We start from the raw sequence: 14900 nt of genomic DNA, 5'->3' as shown, positions 1-14900 counted from the left end.
GGCAAGGTCGTCACCGAGGTCACCGCGGCCGGCGACTTCTGGGAAGCCGAACCGGAACACCAGGACTACCTGCAGCGCTACCCGCACGGCTACACCTGCCACTTCCCCCGTCCCGGCTGGAAGCTGCCGAAGCGCGCCTGACTCAGCGCGCCATCGCGGCCGCGGCCTCCCGGAACGCCGCCGGGCTCAGCCGCCGCCACACCAGCGACGTCCCGAGCAACTGGACCGCCGCCGCCATCACCCACACCCCGCGCAAGCTCCAGTGCACCGCCGCGAACCCGCCGGCGAGCGCGCCCAGCGGCGTCAGGCCCCAGGCCAGCGCGCGATGGCTGGTCAGCACGCGCCCGAGCAGCTCCGGCGGCGTGAACCGCTGCCTGCTGGACTGCGAGCACACGTTCCACACCAACGTCGTCGCGGTGAGGAAGATCAGCACCGCGCCGACCAGCACCGGCCACGGCGGCACGATCGCGATCAGCAGCTGGCTCAGCACCGCGCACGCCTGCGCGATCCGCATCGCCGTCGAGTAGCCGAACCGGCGCACGAACCGGTCCACGAAGAACGACGACACCACCCAGCCGACCGCCAGACAGGCCAGCAGCACGCCGTAGCCGAACGGCGCGAGACGCAGTTCCTGCGTGGCGTACAGGACGAGCATCGAGTTGCCCGCGGCCGCCGCGAACGACCCCAGCGCGACCGCGACGGTGATCGACCGCAACAGCGGCGTGCCGACCAGATAGCGCAGCCCGGCCGTCACGTCCTTCAGCGGATGCGCGGGCGTGCGCACCGGTTTCGCGGACGGGATCCCGCGCGCGAGCAGCAACGCGACCAGCGCGGCGACGGCCGCCAGCCACGCGGGCAGCCCCGCACCGATCCCGATCAGCAGCCCGGTCGCCGGCGGCACCACGAACTGGACCATGCCGCGATCGATCACCTGCAGCCGGGAGTTGGCCATGGTGAGCTGATCCGGCGTCACGACCTCGGGGACCACCGAGCCCGCCGCGCCGTCGCCGAACACCTGCGCCGTGGTGAGCACGAACGCCACCACCAGCAGCGCGGGCAGGCTCAGCGAACCAGTGGAACCGAGCAGCGCCAACGTAAGCGCGGCGGCGATCTGCACCGCGTACGCCGAAGCGAGCACGGCCGTCCGCCGGACCCGGTCGATCACCACTCCGGCGAACAGCGAAAGCAGCAGCCACGGCGCTTGCCCGGCGACGTTCACCAGCGACACCGCACGCGGGTCGGTGGTGATCGAGACCGCCAGCAAAGGCAGCGCCGCGAGCAAAAGCCCTTCACAGGTCGAACCGGACACCGCCACCGCTTGCAGCCGGACCCAAGCCGACCCGCTCCCACCCCACCCCGCCATGCCCGCCAGTCTCCCCCGCGGCGCAACTGGTTTTCCGCAGCACACCGGCGTGCGCTCCCGTTCTCCGGACCTCCTCGCCGAACAAAACCGCACCGGTTATCACGCGGGCGCGGGCCACGCTTTCCCTTGTCCGTCAACCGGAATCCGAGCTCCCGGCCGGATCGCGGGACAGCGGTTCACCTGCTGGGACGGGCTTCAGCGAACCGCCGCGAACGGTTGAGCTGGACGCATCCGTTCCGTCCCCGCTGGAGGAATTCCGTGCCCCGCCACACCCCGCCCCGACCCGGCCGTCCTGCCCGCGCGCGGTCCCGTTCCGCCTTCGCGCTGGCCCTTCCGCTGCTGCTCGCCGCGTGCGGCACGGCGGGCGGCGCCAGTCCGCAGGACGCCGGTCCCCCGCGCCCGGGCGGCACGCTCCGGCTGGGCATCTCGTCCAATCCGGACTGCATCGACCCGCAGCAGGTCAGCACCAACGCCTCGGTGAACGTCGGCCGTCAGCTGGTCGATTCGCTCACCGACCAGGACCCGGAAACCGGCGCGATCACGCCCTGGCTCGCCGACCGCTGGACGGTCAGCCCCGACTCCACGAGCTTCACCTTCCACCTCCGCTCCGGCGCGACCTTCTCCGACGGCTCCCCGGTGGACGCCGCCGCGGTGAAGACCAGCTTCGACGGCATCAAAGCGCTCGGCGCGAAGGCTTTGCTCGGGTCCAGCTACCTGGCCGCCTACCGCGGCGCGACGGTGGTCGACCCGGCCACCGTCCGGCTCGATTTCACCCAGCCCAGCGCACAGTTCCTCCAGGCCAGCTCCACGATGTCGCTCGGCGTGCTCGCGCCCGCGGCCTTCCGGCGCACCGCCGAGCAGCGCTGCCAGGGCGCCGGACTGATCGGCTCGGGTCCGTTCGTGTTCACCAGCCTCAAGCCGAACCAGGACATCGTGCTCAGCAAGCGCACCGGCTACCACTGGGGTTCGCCGTTGTGGCGGCACCAGGGCGAGGCGTACGTCGACAAGATCGATTTCCGCGTGGTGCCGGAACCGGGCGTGCGGTCGGGCAGCCTGACCTCCGGCCAGCTCGACGCGATCACCGACGTCCAGCCGGTGGACGAACCGCAGTTCTCCGGCAACGGCTTCGCCGAGCCAGTGCGGCCGAACCCGGGCATCGTGTTCAACCTGCACGCGAACGTGACCCGCGGCGTCCTCGCCGACCAGAAGGTGCGCCAGGCGGTGTCGAAGGGCGTGAACCGGCCCGAGGTCACCAGCACCGTGCTCACCCCGAACTACAAGCCCGCCACGAGCATCCTCGGCTCCGCGACGCCGCTGTACACCGATCTGTCCAAGGAACTCGCCTACGACCCGGCGGGCGCACAGGCGCTGCTGCAGTCCGACGGCTGGGTCCCCGGCCCGGACGGGATCCGGACCAAGAACGGGCAGCGGCTGACCGCGTCCGTGCTGTTCTCCCCGGTGTTCAACCAGAACCAGAGCGTGCTGGAGCTGATCCAGCAGCAACTGCGCAAGATCGGCTTCGACCTCAAGATCGAGCTGCACACCAACGCCGAGGTCACCCGCCTGCAGCAGGCCGGCCAGTACGACTTCCTCTGGTACAACGTCACCCGCGCCGACCCGGACATCCTGCGCCAGCAGTTCTCCACGAAGACGAACAACCGCAGCAAGCTGCCAGCGGACAACCCGCTCGACGCGTCGCTCGCCGAACAGTCCGCGACCGTCGACCCCGCGAAGCGCAAGCCCGCGGCGGAAAAGGCGCAGCGGACCATCGTGGAGCAGGCCTACGCGATCCCGGTGTTCGAGCTGACGCAGGTGCTCGGCGTCGGCCCGAACGCGCACGACGTCGGCTTCGAGGCTTCCTCGCGGCTGCAGCTGTTCGACGCCTGGGTCTCGGGCTCGTGAAGAGCTTCCCGCTGCTTCGCCGCGTTCTGCAGGCCGTAGTGGTGCTGTGGGCGGCGTTCACGCTGTCGTTCGTCATCCTGTACCTGCTGCCCGGCGACGCGGTGCTGACCAAACTCGGCTCGGCCGAGGGCGGTCCCAGCGCGTCGCCGGCGCAGATCGCCGCCCTGCGCGCCGAGTACGGGCTGGACGACCCGGTCCTCGTGCAGTACGGCAAGCACCTCCTCGCCGCGCTGCACGGCGACTTCGGCACATCGGTGGCCACCGGCGACGACGCCACGCACCAGGTCCTCACCGCATTGCCGCCGACGCTCGCCGTCTCCGGGCTGGCATTAGTGCTCGCGATCGTCTTCGGCGGCGGGATCGCCGTGCTGGGCACCTTCACCCGCTCCCGCTGGGTGAGCCAGCTGCTGCTTTCGCTGCCGCCGCTGGGCACCTCGCTGCCGACGTTCTGGGTCGGGCTGCTGCTGATCCAGCTGTTCTCCTTCCAGCTGCGCCTCTTCCCGGCACTCGGGTCGACCGGTTTCGCGTCGCTCGTCCTCCCGGCCGTCACGCTCTCCCTGCCGACCGGGGCGATCATCGCGCAGGTGCTGGCGAAGAGCCTGCGAACGCAGCTCGCCGAGCCGTACATCGAGGTCGTGCGCGCGAAGGGCGCGAGCCGTCGTCGAGTCCACTTCGGACACGCGCTGCGCAACGCCGGACTGCCCGCGCTCACCCTGGTGGGCGTGGTCGCGGGCAACCTGCTGGCCGGTTCGGTGGTGACCGAAACCGTGTTCTCCCGCGACGGGCTCGGCCGGGTGACCGCGTCGGCGGTGACCGCGCAGGACGTGCCCGTGGTGCAGGCGGTGATCGTGCTCGCCGCGTTCTTCTTCGTGGTGCTCAACCTGGTCGTCGACCTCGTGTACCCGCTGCTGGACCCGCGGGTGTCCGTGCGCAAGGAGGTGTCCGCGCATGTCTGAAGCTGTGCTGTCCCAACGGTTTCTCCTCCGCCGCCCAGGCCTGCTCCTCTCCGGGGTCGTGCTCGCCGCCGTGCTGATCGCGGCCTTCGCCCCCGCCCTGCTCACCGGCCAGGACCCGATCACCGGCATCCCGTCCGAACGGCTCCAAGGCCCGTCGCTCAGCCACCTGTTCGGCACCGACGAAACCGGTCGCGACGTGTTCGCCCGCGTCGTGCACGGAGCCGGATTGTCCCTGCGGGCGACCGTGCTCGCGGTCCTGGTCGCCTTCGCCGCCGGATCCGCGCTGGGGCTGCTCGCCGGGTTCCGCGGCGGATGGCTCGACGCGGTCGTGATGCGGATCGTCGACGTCCTCCAGGCGGTTCCGGCGATCCTGCTGTCGCTGGCGCTGGTGACCGCGCTCGGGTTCGGCACCACGAACGTCGCGATCGCGGTCGGGGTCGCGAACCTCGCCGCGTTCGCCCGGCTGATGCGCGCCGAGGTGCTGCGGGTGCGGTCCGGCGTGTTCGTCGAGGCGGCCCGCGCGTCCGGCGTGCGCTGGGCCGGGGTGCTCGGGCGGCACGTGCTGCCCAACGCGCTGGGGCCGGTGCTGGTGCTGGCCACGGTGACGGTCGGGACCGCGGTGCTCGAAGTGTCCGCGCTCAGTTTCCTCGGGTTCGGCGCGAGCCCGCCGTCGCCGGAATGGGGCGCGCTCGTGGCCGGCGGACGCAATTTCCTGGCCACCGCTTGGTGGATGACCACGTTCCCGGGGTTGACCGTCGCGGCCGTCGTGCTGGCGGCGAACCGCGTTTCCCGGGCGCTCGACGGCGAACGGAGCTGACAAGTGCTGGAGATCAGCGGACTGGCGGTCTCATACCGCACCTCGGGCGGCGTGGTGCCTGCCGTGCGCGACGTGAGCCTGCGGGTCGGAGCGGGCGAGATCGTCGCGGTGGTCGGCGAGTCCGGTTCCGGGAAGAGCACCACCGCGCACGCCGCGATCGGGCTGCTGCCGCGCGGCGGGCTGGTCCGCCGCGGACGGATCGCTTTCGAGGGACGCGACCTGACCACACTGCCGGAAAGGGACTGGCGGCAGGTGCGCGGCACCGGGATCGCTTTGGTGCCGCAGGATCCCACGGTGTCGCTCGACCCGGTCCGGCGGATCGGCGAACAGGTGGCCGAGGTGCTGCTGATCCACCGCCTGGCCGCCAGGAACGAAGCCGCCGCTCGCGCGGTGGAACTGCTGCGCCGGGCCGGGGTCGACCGGCCGGAACTGCGCGCGCGGCAATATCCGCACGAGCTGTCCGGCGGGCTCCGGCAGCGGGCGCTGATCGCCGTCGCGCTCGCGGGCGAACCGCGGCTGATCATCGCCGACGAGCCGACCAGCGCGCTCGACGTGACCGTGCAGAAGGAGATCCTCGACCACCTCGCGGAGCTGGCCGCCGACGACGGCACCGCGATCCTGCTGATCACGCACGACCTTGGCGTCGCCGCGGACCGGGCCGGGCGGATCGTCGTGCTCTCCGAGGGACGGCTGGTCGAGGAAGGACCGGCCCGCGCACTCCTCGCCGCGCCGGCGCAGGACTACACGCAACGGCTCCTCGCCGCGGCACCGAGTCTCAGCCGCGAACCGCTCCGGCCCCGCCGCGCGGAGGGTCCGGAGATCCTGCTGTCCCTCGACGCGGTCTCGAAGACTTTCGTCTCCTCGCGCGCCGGTGCCGTCCAAGCGGTGGACGACGTGTCGTTCCGGCTCACTCGCGGCCGCACCCTGGCGCTGGTCGGCGAATCCGGCTCCGGCAAGACGACCACCGCACGCATGGCGGCCGGTCTGGAAACCCCGACCGCGGGCACCGTCACCTTCGACGGCCGGGACGTCACCCGGCTGTCCCCCGCCGAACTGCGGAGGCTGCGCCGCCGCTTCCAGCTCGTCTACCAGAACCCGTACGCCTCGCTGAATCCGCGTTTTTCCATCGCGGACGTGATCGCCGAACCGCTGCGCGCGTTCCGCGTCGGCGGCCGGGCCGAACGGGTCGCCGAACTGGCGGACCAGGTCGCGCTGCCGTCGTCCGTGCTGCGCCGGAAACCGGCCGAACTGTCCGGCGGCCAGCGCCAGCGCGCGGCGATCGCCCGTGCGCTGGCGCTGCGGCCGGATCTCGTCGTGCTGGACGAGCCGGTGTCCGCTTTGGACGTCTCGGTGCAGGCGCAGATCCTGAACCTGCTGGTGGAGCTGCAGGACGAACTCGGCCTGACGTACCTGTTCATCACCCACGACCTGGCCGTGGTGCGGGAGATCGCCGACCAGGTCGGGGTGATGCGCCAGGGCAAGCTCCTCGAATCCGGCCCGGCCGACGACGTCCTGCTGCGGCCGCGCGAGCAGTACACCCGCGACCTGCTGGCCGCGATCCCCGGCGGCGAGCAGGTGCGCGCGTGACGTCCGCCGTGCTACCGGACACCCGAAACCACGCTCCCGGAGCGGAGGCACCGTCCGTGAGGGCCACCCTGAGGGAATCTGATTCCCTCAGGGTGGGCCTCACGGCGCGGGTTCGGTTCCTGGCGGTGGGGCTAGTTGGCGAGCACCAGCCGGCCGACGGCCTCGCCCTCGTCCATCCGCCGGTGCGCCTCGCGCGCCTGCGCCATCGGCAGGACGGTGACCGGCAACCGGATCCGGCCGTCGGTGTACAGCGGCAACACGGCGTCCGCGGCGGGGCGGGCGGGCGCGGTGTCGGCGGCCAGGAAACCGCCCACGTTGAAGCCGACCACGCCGATGTTCTTGCCCCACACGGCGTTCGAGTCCACCGTGGGCGCGGTTTCGCTGCCCGCGCTGCCGACGACGAGCATCCGGCCCATCGGCGCGAGCAGGTCCAGCGATGCGATCCGCAGGCCGCCGCCCACCGGGTCGACGATGACCTCGAACCGCTCGGCCGCCAGCTCGCCGAGGTCTCCGGACAGCAGCACACGGTCGAAGCCGAGTCGCTTAGCCGCCTCGACCTGCTCGGCCCGCCGGACCGTGCCGACGACCTCGCGCGCCCCGAGCAGTCGCGCCACCTCCGGGTATACGGAGGCGAGGCCGCCGAGTGCGCCGTGCACGAGCACCCGCGCGGCCTTCGGCAGCCGCACCGCCTCGGTCAGCGAGAGGTAGGCCGTCACGGTGTTCGCCAGACCGGCCACAGCCTGCGCGCGCTCCACGCCGGTGCCGGCCAGCGGCACGACGAGAGCGGCGGGCGCGAGCTTGACGTCGGCGTATCCGCCCATTCCGGGCAGCGTGAGCGTGACGACCTCGTCCCCGGCCGAGAAGCCGCTCCCCGGTCCGGCCGCGCGAATCGTGCCCGCGACCTCAAGCCCGGGCACGAGCGGCGGCTTCGGCGCGTAGTCGTACTCCGCGAGCGTGCCGCGGCGGATCAGCGCGTCGATCAGCCCGACGGACGCGTGCGAGACCGTGATGGTCACCTCGCCCGGCCCCGGAACGGGCTCGGGCGCCTCGATCTCTTCGAGGACTTCAGGACCGCCGTAGCGGGTGATGGACAAGGCTCGCATCGTGCGTACTCCCCCGTGTTCAGTGTCAGCGAGCCGGAACAACCCGGGCTGGTCCGCGGTTGTTCCGGATTGGCCGACCCGAGAAAGGATCCGCCGTGCCGAGCGAAACGCATCCGCTGCGCAAACTGGGTTTCCTGACGATCGGCCTGTTCGACGGCGACGATCCGCGGCCGGGCCACGAATCCACGCTTCGGGTGCTCGAACTCGGCGAGCAGCTCGGGTTCGACAGCGCCTGGGTCCGCCACCGGCACCTGCAGTACGGCATCTCGTCGCCGGTCGCCGTGCTCGCCGCGGCGACCCAGCGCACCAGCCGGATCGAACTGGGCACCGCGGTCATCCCGCTCGGCTGGGAAAACCCGCTGCGCTTGGCCGAGGACCTGGCGACTGTCGACGTCCTGTCCGGCGGACGGCTCAACCCGGGCGTGAGCGTCAGCCCGCCGACGCACTACGAGGACGTCCGGCGCGCGCTGTACCCGGACACCGGCGACCGCGAAGACTTCGGCTACGACCGGGTCTCGCGGCTGTTGTCGCTGGTCCGCGGCGAGCCCGCGGCGACGTTCAGCGGGGTCGAAGGCATCGAGACGTTCTCCGGCCGCGTCCAGCCGCATTCGCCCGGACTGGCCGGGCGCCTGTGGTACGGCGGCGCGAGCACCCGGTCGGCGAGCTGGACCGGACAAGCCGGGATGAACTACCTGACCAGCAGCGTCGTCCGCGCCGAGGAGGGCTCGACGGACTTCGAGAAGATCCAGCTCTCGCATGTGCGCGCGTTCCGGTCGCACCATCCGGACGGGGCGCGGGCTCGGGTTTCGCAAGGCCTGGTGGTGATTCCGACCGACAGCGCCACTGCTGAGCAGCGCGCGAAGTACGAGGACTACGCGGCGCAACGCCTGCCGCGCACGAAAACCCCGCAGGGCCCGGGCGGACTGCTGTTCTCACGCGACTACGTCGGCACTTCCGCCGAAATCGCCGAACAGCTCTACCGGCACGCCGCCTTCCGCGAGATCGACGAGGTCGCCTTCGCACTGCCGTTCACCTTCGAGCACGAGGATTACGTGCAGATCCTCACCGACCTGGCCACCCGGCTGGGTCCGGAGCTGGGCTGGAAACCGGCGTCGTGAGCGGCCAGCAGTGCTAACGTGGCGAGGTGCCGGATTTCACGTCCACAGTGGACATCGAACGCCCGGACGGGGACAAGCGCGACGCACTGCAGTGGGCTCGCGCGGTCTGGGACGGCGCTCCGCCGCCGATGCGGGGCTTCCTGCGCGCGGGCTGGCTCGGTCTCGGCCTGACCACTCGCCTCTCGCCGGACCGGGTGCTGGGCTGGGCCATCGCTTCGGCCACGCCGGACCGGGTCGTGCTGGAAGCGCCCTCGCCGTTGCTGACCACGCGCAACATCGTGCACCTCGACGCGGACCGCGTGTACTGGACCACGGAAGTCACCTACGACCGGTTCCCCGCCCGCCAGCTGTGGGCCGTGGCGGTGCCGATCCACGAACTCGTCATCCCGGCCCGGCTGCGGCACGCCGCCGGGCCGGCCCGGCCCGGCGATCTCCAGCACCGGATCGTCACGACGTTCCAGCGGCGGCTCGGCAACCCCGTCCTGTCGCGGCTGCCCGGCCAGACGCTGCTCGAAACGACCGGCCGCAGCTCAGGTCTCCCCCGCCGGACCCCGATCGGCGGCCGCCGCGTCGGGCAGGAATTCTGGCTGGTGTCCGAATTCGGCGAGCGGTCGCAGTACGTGCGCAACATCCAGGCCGACCCGCGCGTCCGGCTGCGCCTGCACGGCCGCTGGCTGCGCGGGGTCGCCCGCCTGCTCCCCGATGACGACGCCCGGGCGCGGCTGAAGTCGTTGCCGCGCTTGAACAGCACGGCGGTGCGGGCGTTCGGCACCGACCTGTTGACGATCCGGATCGACCTCGGCTAACGCTGAGGGCCACGCCCACGGCTGCCCTCCGGTACACCCGAAGCGTCGAGGCCGACCGCCCCTTCGAAGCCCTCGCCAGGCCATCCTCCGGCGAGCACTTCCGGCGACGCCGCCGACAGCCGCGGCGCGAGCCAGCGCTGTTCGTGGCTGATCTCGGCAGCCCCGCGCGCCAGCCGGGCGACCAGGTCGTCGTTGATTTCCGCTCCGCCGGTGTGCATCCGGTTCACACCGCGTCGGCCTGACGCCGGGCAACCGGTTTATTCCCGTTCCCGCCGACTGTCCCAGAAGCTGGTTGCCGTCGCCCCCGCCCCGGTTTCCGCGCCACACTGCTGGCATCCACGGGGAAAGGACGCAGCATGACAGGGCTCACCGGACCACGGCTCGCCGTCGCGCTGGAAGGCGCCGGCTGGCATCCGGCCGCGTGGCGCGAAGCGGACGCCCGCCCGGCCGACCTGCTCACCGCCGGATACTGGACCGAACTGGTCCAGGAAGCCGAAGCCGCGCACCTGGACTTCGTCACCTTCGAGGACTTCCTCTCCCTGCGCGACCCCGCCGGGCCGGCGGCTCGCGCCGACCGCGCGCAAACCCGTTTGGACGCCGTGCTGCTCGCCTCGCGGATCGCGCCGCTGACGTCGGGCATCGGCCTGATCCCGACCGCCGTCGTCACCCACACCGAGCCGTTCCACCTGTCGAAGGCGATCGCGACGCTCGACTACGTCAGCACCGGCCGCGCCGGGGTCCGCGTGCAGGTTTCCGGGGGTCCGGAGGAGTTCCGGCACTTCGGCCGCCGCACGCCGCCCGAGGTGCCGGAACTGTTCGAGGAAGCCGCCGACTACGTCGAGGTGCTGCGCCGGCTGTGGGACAGCTGGGAGGACGGCGCGGAAATCCGCGACGTCGCCACCGGCCGGTTCGTCGACCGCGGCAAACTGCACTACATCGATTTCGAGGGCCGCTGGTTCTCCGTCAAAGGCCCGTCCATCACGCCGCGTCCGCCGCAGGGCCAGCCGATCGTCGCCGCGCTCGCGCACGGTCCCGACGCCTATCGCCTCGCCGCCCGCCAGGCCGACGTCGTGTACGTGACCCCGAACGACCGCGCGCACGCCGCGTCGATCATCGACGAAATAGCTGCGCCCGTTCAGGTTTTCGCCGACCTCGTCGTCTTCCTCGACGAAACCGAGCGCGCCGCGGCCGATCGCAAAGCCCGCCTGGACGACCGCGCCGAGTTCGCCTCGGACGCGCACGTCTTCACCGGCACCCCGGCTCGGCTGGCCGACCTCCTGCTCGACTGGCACGCCGCCGGCCTGACCGGTTTCCGGCTCCGCCCCGGCGCCCTGCCGCACGACCTGACCGCCATCACCCGCGCGCTGGTCCCCGAACTGCGCGGCCGGGGCGCGTTCCGCACCGGATACGAGGCCCCGACCCTGCGCGGGCTGCTCGGCCTGCCGCGCCCGGCCAACCGCTACGCCGCCTGAGTCCCGGGAGATGTCCATGACTGCCAAGCACATCCACCTCGCCGCGCACTTCCCCGGGGTCAACAACACCACCGTGTGGAGCGACCCCGAAGCGGGCAGCCACATCGAGTTCAGCTCGTTCGTCAAGCTGGCCCAGACCGCCGAACGCGCCAAGTTCGACTTCTTCTTCCTCGCCGAAGGCCTGCGGCTGCGGGAACAGAACGGCGAAATCTACGACCTCGACGTCGTCGGCCGTCCCGACACCTTCGCCGTGCTGTCCGCGCTCGCCGCCGTCACCGACCGACTCGGCCTGGCCGGCACCATCAACTCCACCTTCAACGAACCCTTCGAGGTGGCCCGCCAATTTGCCTCCCTCGACCATCTTTCCGCAGGTCGAGCCGCGTGGAACGTCGTCACGTCGTGGGACGCCTTCACCGGCGAAAACTTCCGCCGCGGCGGCTTCCTGCCGCAAGACCAGCGTTACTCCCGCGCCGAAACCTTCCTGCGCACGGCGTGGGAGCTCTTCGACTCCTGGCGCGGCGACGAACTCCTCGCGGACAAGGAATCCGGCCGCTTCCTGGCCGACGGCGGCGGCTTCGCCCACCACGACGCCCACTTCGACATCTCCGGCCGCTTCCCGGTCCCGCGCAGCCCGCAAGGCCGCCCGGTGACCATCCAGGCCGGAGACTCCGAGGAAGGCCGCGAATTCGCCGCCGCGACCGCCGACGCCATCTTCACCCGGCACGGCACCCTCGAAGCAGGCCAAGCGTTCTACTCCGACGTCAAGGGCCGGCTGGCCAAATACGGCCGCTCCCCGCACGAGCTGGTCGTCCTCCCCGCCGCGACCTTCGTACTGGGCGACACCGACGCCGAAGCGCACGAACTCGCCCACGAGGTCCGGTTGCAGCAGGTCAGCGAACAGACCGCGATCAAGTTCCTCGAACAGCTCTGGAACACCGACCTCAGCGACCACGACCCGAACGGCCCGCTCCCGGCGTTCGACCCGGTGGTCGGCGACCTGATCTCGAAGGGCCGCGCGAGCGTCCGCATGCACCGCGACCCGATCGCGACCGCGCATGACTGGCGCCAGCTGGCGGAGGCGAAGCACCTGTCGAGCCGGGAACTGATCATCGAGGTCACCGGACGGCAGAACTTCATCGGCTCCGCCGAGACCGTCGCGGCCGCGATGAACGAACTCGTGCAGGCCGACGCGTCGGACGGGTTCATCCTGGTCCCGCACGTGACGCCGGGCGGGCTGGACCAGTTCGCCGACCAGGTGGTGCCGCGGTTGCAGGAACGCGGGGTGTTCCGGGAGGACTACAGCGGGCCTACGCTGCGGGACCACCTCGGCCTGGGCTAGCCCAGGAACCGCTTCGCGTTCCCCCGCAGCAACAACTCCCGCGAGGCCTCGTCCAGGAACTCCGCCCGCCGCACCACCCCGCCGGCCGGGCGCTCCCCCAGCGGATACGGATAGTCACTGCCCACCAGCACCTGCCCCGCCCCGAGCGTGTCGACCAGATTCCGCAGCGCCGCCTCGGTGAACACCACCGAATCGACGCTGAACCGCCCCACGTACTCCGACGGCGGCTTCTCCGACGTGGCGATGATGTCCGCCCGCTGATGCCAGGCGTTCTCCAGCCGTCCCAGCCAGAACGCGAACGACCCGCCGCCGTGGGCGAAGCAGATCCGCAGGCTCGGCGGCACCCGGTCGAACACCCCGCCGAGGATCATCGCGATGATCGACAGATGCGTCTCCGCGGGCATCCCGGTCAGCCACCGCGCCATCCAGCGGTCCAGCCGCGGCGCGTCCGGCATGTCCCACGGATGCACGAACACCGGGACGCCGAGCGAAGCCGCGTGCTGGAGGAACGTCGCCACGCCCGCGTCGTCGAGGTCGCGGTCGCCGACGTGGTTGCCGATCTCCACGCCGCGGTGCCCGGCCGCGACCGCGCGGTCCAGTTCGCGGCAGGCGGCGTCGGTGTCCTGCAACGGAACCTGGCAGAACGGGAGCAGCCGGTCCGGCGCGGGCGCGCAGATTTCCAGCGCGAGGTCGTTGAAGACCCGGGCGATTTTCTCGCCGTGGCCCGGGCTGGTGTCGTAGCCGAAGAACACCGGCGTCGGCGAGACGACCTGCGCCTCGATGCCGTCGGCGTCCATGTCGCGCAGCCGGACGGACGCGTCCCAGCAGTCGGACCGGATCCGGCGGAACTCCGCCGAACCGACCATGATCATGGCCTCGCGTTCGGTTTCCGCGCGCAGCCACGGCATTCCCTCGCCGAGGTCGGGCCAGCCGTGCGGGACGAAATGGCTGTGGACGTCGATCGCGCGCACGCTCAGCCCTTCCCCGGGTGCAGCGTCCCGCAGGCGCCGCAGGTCCGGGCTTCCTCGGACGAGTAGAACTGCTCGAACACCGGCGGCAGGTCGTCGACGATGTCCCGCACCTGCAGCTCCACCTCGTGCACCTTCGCGTCGCACTCCGGGCAGAACCACACGAACTTCTCAAGCATCCCCTCCTCCCGGATGCGCTCGATCACGATCCCGATCGAGCCCTCCTGCGGACGCTGCGGCGAATGGTGCACGTTCCGCGGCAGCATCCACATCTCGCCTTCGCGGATGTCGACGCGCCGCGGGCCGTCCTCGGTCATCAGGTTGACGTGCATGTCGCCCTGGTACTGGTAGAACCACTCCTCGTACGGGTCGAGGTGGTAGTCGGTGCGCTGGTTCGGCCCGCCGACGACCTGCACGATGAAATCGCCCATCGGGGCCCACATCTGCTTGTTGTTGACCGGCGGCTTCAGCTCGTCCTCGTGCTCTTCGATCCACTTCGCGAAGTCGAACACGGGCGGGATGGCGGTCATCGTTCCTCCTTGCCGGGGATCCGGGCGATCGCCTGGATCTCGATGAGCAGATGCGGATGCGGCAGCTGGTGCACCGCGACGGTCGTGCGGGCCGGGCCGTTCTCGTCGAAGAACTCGCCGTAGACCTCGTTGTAGCCGCCGAAATCGTTCATGTTCACCAGGAACACGGTCAGCTGCGCGAGGTCGTCGAGGCCCGCGCCTGCCGCGGCCAGGATGTCGCGGATGTTCTCGATCACCGCACGTGTCTGCGCCCGGATGTCCAAAGCGGTCACGCCGGACTCGTCGGCCTCCGCGCCGGCGAACGTGTTGTCCGGCCGCCTGCTGCTGGTGCCGGAGACGAAGACCAGGTCCCCGACCACTTTCACGTGCGGGAACCGCCCGCGCGGCGTCGCCTTCCCGGCGACGACATGGGCTTGCGCCACGCTCACCCCTCCTTCGTGCGAACGGAAACCGAACCCAGCCCGGCGACCCGGGCCTCGACGTGCGTGCCCGCTTTCAGCGCGACCGCCGCGGTCGCCGCACCGGCCAGCAGCACCGACCCGTCGAGCAGGCGGTGCCCGTACGCGGCGGCCATCCGCTGTGCGGCGGGGAGCGCCCGCAGCGGGTCGCCGAGGATGTCCGCGGTCGAGCCGGACGCGACGATCTCGCCGTCGAAAAGCAGGGCCACGGCCAGCGCGGCCACCTGGTCGAGCGGTGTCCACGGCCCGAGCACGAACGCTGAGGCCGAGGTGTTGTCGGCGACGACGTCGGCGAGGCTGAAGGTGAAGTCGCGGTACCGGCTGTCGATGATCTCCAGCGCGGGCGCGACGGCGACGATCCCGGCGTCCGGGCCGAGCCGGAACGCGACCTCGGGTTCGACCCGCGGATGCACCCCGCGGCCGACGTCGAATATCCCGCCGTCCTCGATCCGCATCCGGTCGGTCAGCGAGCCGATGATCA

16 protein-coding genes are annotated in these 14900 nt (G+C 71.3%); 9 read left to right on the top strand and 7 right to left on the bottom strand.

Going from position 1 to position 14900, the window contains the following annotated elements; all coding sequences use genetic code 11:
• A partial coding sequence (locus tag A4R44_RS44630) for a peptide-methionine (S)-S-oxide reductase (protein ID WP_198545681.1) occupies positions 1–141 on the top strand: 141 nt, incomplete at its 5' end.
• Position 142: 1 nt separating this feature from the next.
• Here A4R44_RS44630 and A4R44_RS44625 read toward each other — a convergent pair.
• Entirely contained in the window at positions 143–1363 is a 1221-nt protein-coding gene (locus A4R44_RS44625; RefSeq protein WP_067595621.1) for an MFS transporter, read from the bottom strand.
• Between the two features lie 324 nt (positions 1364–1687).
• Here A4R44_RS44625 and A4R44_RS44620 point away from each other — a divergent pair, with 324 nt between their 5' ends.
• The 4 genes from A4R44_RS44620 to A4R44_RS44605 are packed head-to-tail and all read left to right on the top strand — an operon-like array spanning position 1688 to position 6625.
• The gene (locus tag A4R44_RS44620) at positions 1688–3265 is read left to right on the top strand and encodes an ABC transporter substrate-binding protein (RefSeq protein WP_093577167.1); all 1578 of its coding nucleotides are present in this window, start codon (positions 1688–1690) and stop codon (positions 3263–3265) included.
• Positions 3262–4221, top strand: coding sequence for an ABC transporter permease (locus A4R44_RS44615; RefSeq protein ID WP_067595619.1), 960 nt, complete (start codon positions 3262–3264; stop codon positions 4219–4221). The genes A4R44_RS44620 and A4R44_RS44615 overlap by 4 nt, the downstream gene beginning before the upstream one ends.
• Positions 4214–5038 (top strand): ABC transporter permease, encoded by an 825-nt coding sequence (locus tag A4R44_RS44610; RefSeq protein WP_067595616.1) that lies wholly within the window; start codon positions 4214–4216, stop codon positions 5036–5038. The genes A4R44_RS44615 and A4R44_RS44610 overlap by 8 nt, the downstream gene beginning before the upstream one ends.
• A gap of 3 nt (positions 5039–5041) precedes the next feature.
• The gene (locus tag A4R44_RS44605; protein WP_067595612.1) at positions 5042–6625 is read left to right on the top strand and encodes an ABC transporter ATP-binding protein; all 1584 of its coding nucleotides are present in this window, start codon (positions 5042–5044) and stop codon (positions 6623–6625) included.
• Positions 6626–6756: 131 nt separating this feature from the next.
• On the opposite strand, the gene A4R44_RS44600 is transcribed toward A4R44_RS44605, so the two are convergent.
• A complete protein-coding gene (locus A4R44_RS44600) occupies positions 6757–7728 on the bottom strand; it encodes a zinc-binding dehydrogenase (protein ID WP_067595610.1) in 972 nt (323 codons plus the stop codon).
• A gap of 95 nt (positions 7729–7823) precedes the next feature.
• Here A4R44_RS44600 and A4R44_RS44595 point away from each other — a divergent pair, with 95 nt between their 5' ends.
• Together A4R44_RS44595 and A4R44_RS47180 are read left to right on the top strand one after the other, a co-directional pair.
• A complete protein-coding gene (locus tag A4R44_RS44595; protein WP_067595608.1) occupies positions 7824–8846 on the top strand; it encodes an LLM class flavin-dependent oxidoreductase in 1023 nt (340 codons plus the stop codon).
• Positions 8847–8872: 26 nt separating this feature from the next.
• Complete coding sequence (locus A4R44_RS47180) at positions 8873–9652, top strand: nitroreductase/quinone reductase family protein (protein ID WP_232792072.1); 780 nt, start codon at positions 8873–8875, stop codon at positions 9650–9652.
• Here A4R44_RS47180 and A4R44_RS44585 read toward each other — a convergent pair.
• Positions 9649–9870, bottom strand: a complete 222-nt coding sequence (locus A4R44_RS44585; protein ID WP_198545680.1) for a hypothetical protein — start codon at positions 9868–9870, stop codon at positions 9649–9651. The genes A4R44_RS47180 and A4R44_RS44585 overlap by 4 nt on opposite strands.
• 138 nt (positions 9871–10008) lie before the next feature.
• On the opposite strand from A4R44_RS44585, the gene A4R44_RS44580 reads away from it, so the two are divergent.
• Together A4R44_RS44580 and A4R44_RS44575 are read left to right on the top strand one after the other, a co-directional pair.
• Complete coding sequence (locus tag A4R44_RS44580) at positions 10009–11124, top strand: LLM class flavin-dependent oxidoreductase (protein ID WP_067595604.1); 1116 nt, start codon at positions 10009–10011, stop codon at positions 11122–11124.
• A 16-nt stretch (positions 11125–11140) separates the two neighbouring features.
• Positions 11141–12463, top strand: coding sequence for an NtaA/DmoA family FMN-dependent monooxygenase (locus A4R44_RS44575; RefSeq protein WP_095214012.1), 1323 nt, complete (start codon positions 11141–11143; stop codon positions 12461–12463).
• Here A4R44_RS44575 and A4R44_RS44570 read toward each other — a convergent pair.
• The 4 genes from A4R44_RS44570 to A4R44_RS44555 form a co-directional block, all read right to left on the bottom strand.
• Positions 12460–13434, bottom strand: coding sequence for an amidohydrolase family protein (locus tag A4R44_RS44570; protein WP_067595600.1), 975 nt, complete (start codon positions 13432–13434; stop codon positions 12460–12462). The two genes, A4R44_RS44575 and A4R44_RS44570, sit on opposite strands and share 4 nt — an antisense overlap.
• A gap of 2 nt (positions 13435–13436) precedes the next feature.
• On the bottom strand, positions 13437–13961 hold the full coding sequence (locus tag A4R44_RS44565) for a 3-hydroxyanthranilate 3,4-dioxygenase (RefSeq protein WP_067595599.1): 525 nt from the start codon (positions 13959–13961) through the stop codon (positions 13437–13439).
• Entirely contained in the window at positions 13958–14383 is a 426-nt protein-coding gene (locus tag A4R44_RS44560) for a RidA family protein (RefSeq protein WP_067595597.1), read from the bottom strand. Before A4R44_RS44560 ends, A4R44_RS44565 begins: the two co-directional genes overlap by 4 nt.
• Before the next feature lie 2 nt (positions 14384–14385).
• On the bottom strand, positions 14386–14900 hold a 515-nt coding region (locus A4R44_RS44555; protein WP_232792071.1), incomplete at its 5' end, for a 2-keto-4-pentenoate hydratase.

The organism is Amycolatopsis sp. M39 (genome assembly GCF_001651785.1).
Lineage (GTDB): Bacteria > Actinomycetota > Actinomycetes > Mycobacteriales > Pseudonocardiaceae > Amycolatopsis > Amycolatopsis rubida.
This window is presented reverse-complemented; position numbering and strand designations above follow the sequence as displayed.

Coding starts and splice junctions, on each gene's coding strand:
- A4R44_RS44610 (WP_067595616.1), top strand. CDS start 4,214: ATGTCTGAAGCTGTGCTGTCCCAACGGTTTCTCCTCCGCCGCCCAGGC.
- A4R44_RS44600 (WP_067595610.1), bottom strand. CDS start 7,728: ATGCGAGCCTTGTCCATCACCCGCTACGGCGGTCCTGAAGTCCTCGAA.
- A4R44_RS44575 (WP_095214012.1), top strand. CDS start 11,141: ATGACTGCCAAGCACATCCACCTCGCCGCGCACTTCCCCGGGGTCAAC.
- A4R44_RS44585 (WP_198545680.1), bottom strand. CDS start 9,870: ATGCACACCGGCGGAGCGGAAATCAACGACGACCTGGTCGCCCGGCTG.
- A4R44_RS44625 (WP_067595621.1), bottom strand. CDS start 1,363: ATGGCGGGGTGGGGTGGGAGCGGGTCGGCTTGGGTCCGGCTGCAAGCG.
- A4R44_RS44580 (WP_067595604.1), top strand. CDS start 10,009: ATGACAGGGCTCACCGGACCACGGCTCGCCGTCGCGCTGGAAGGCGCC.
- A4R44_RS44565 (WP_067595599.1), bottom strand. CDS start 13,961: ATGACCGCCATCCCGCCCGTGTTCGACTTCGCGAAGTGGATCGAAGAG.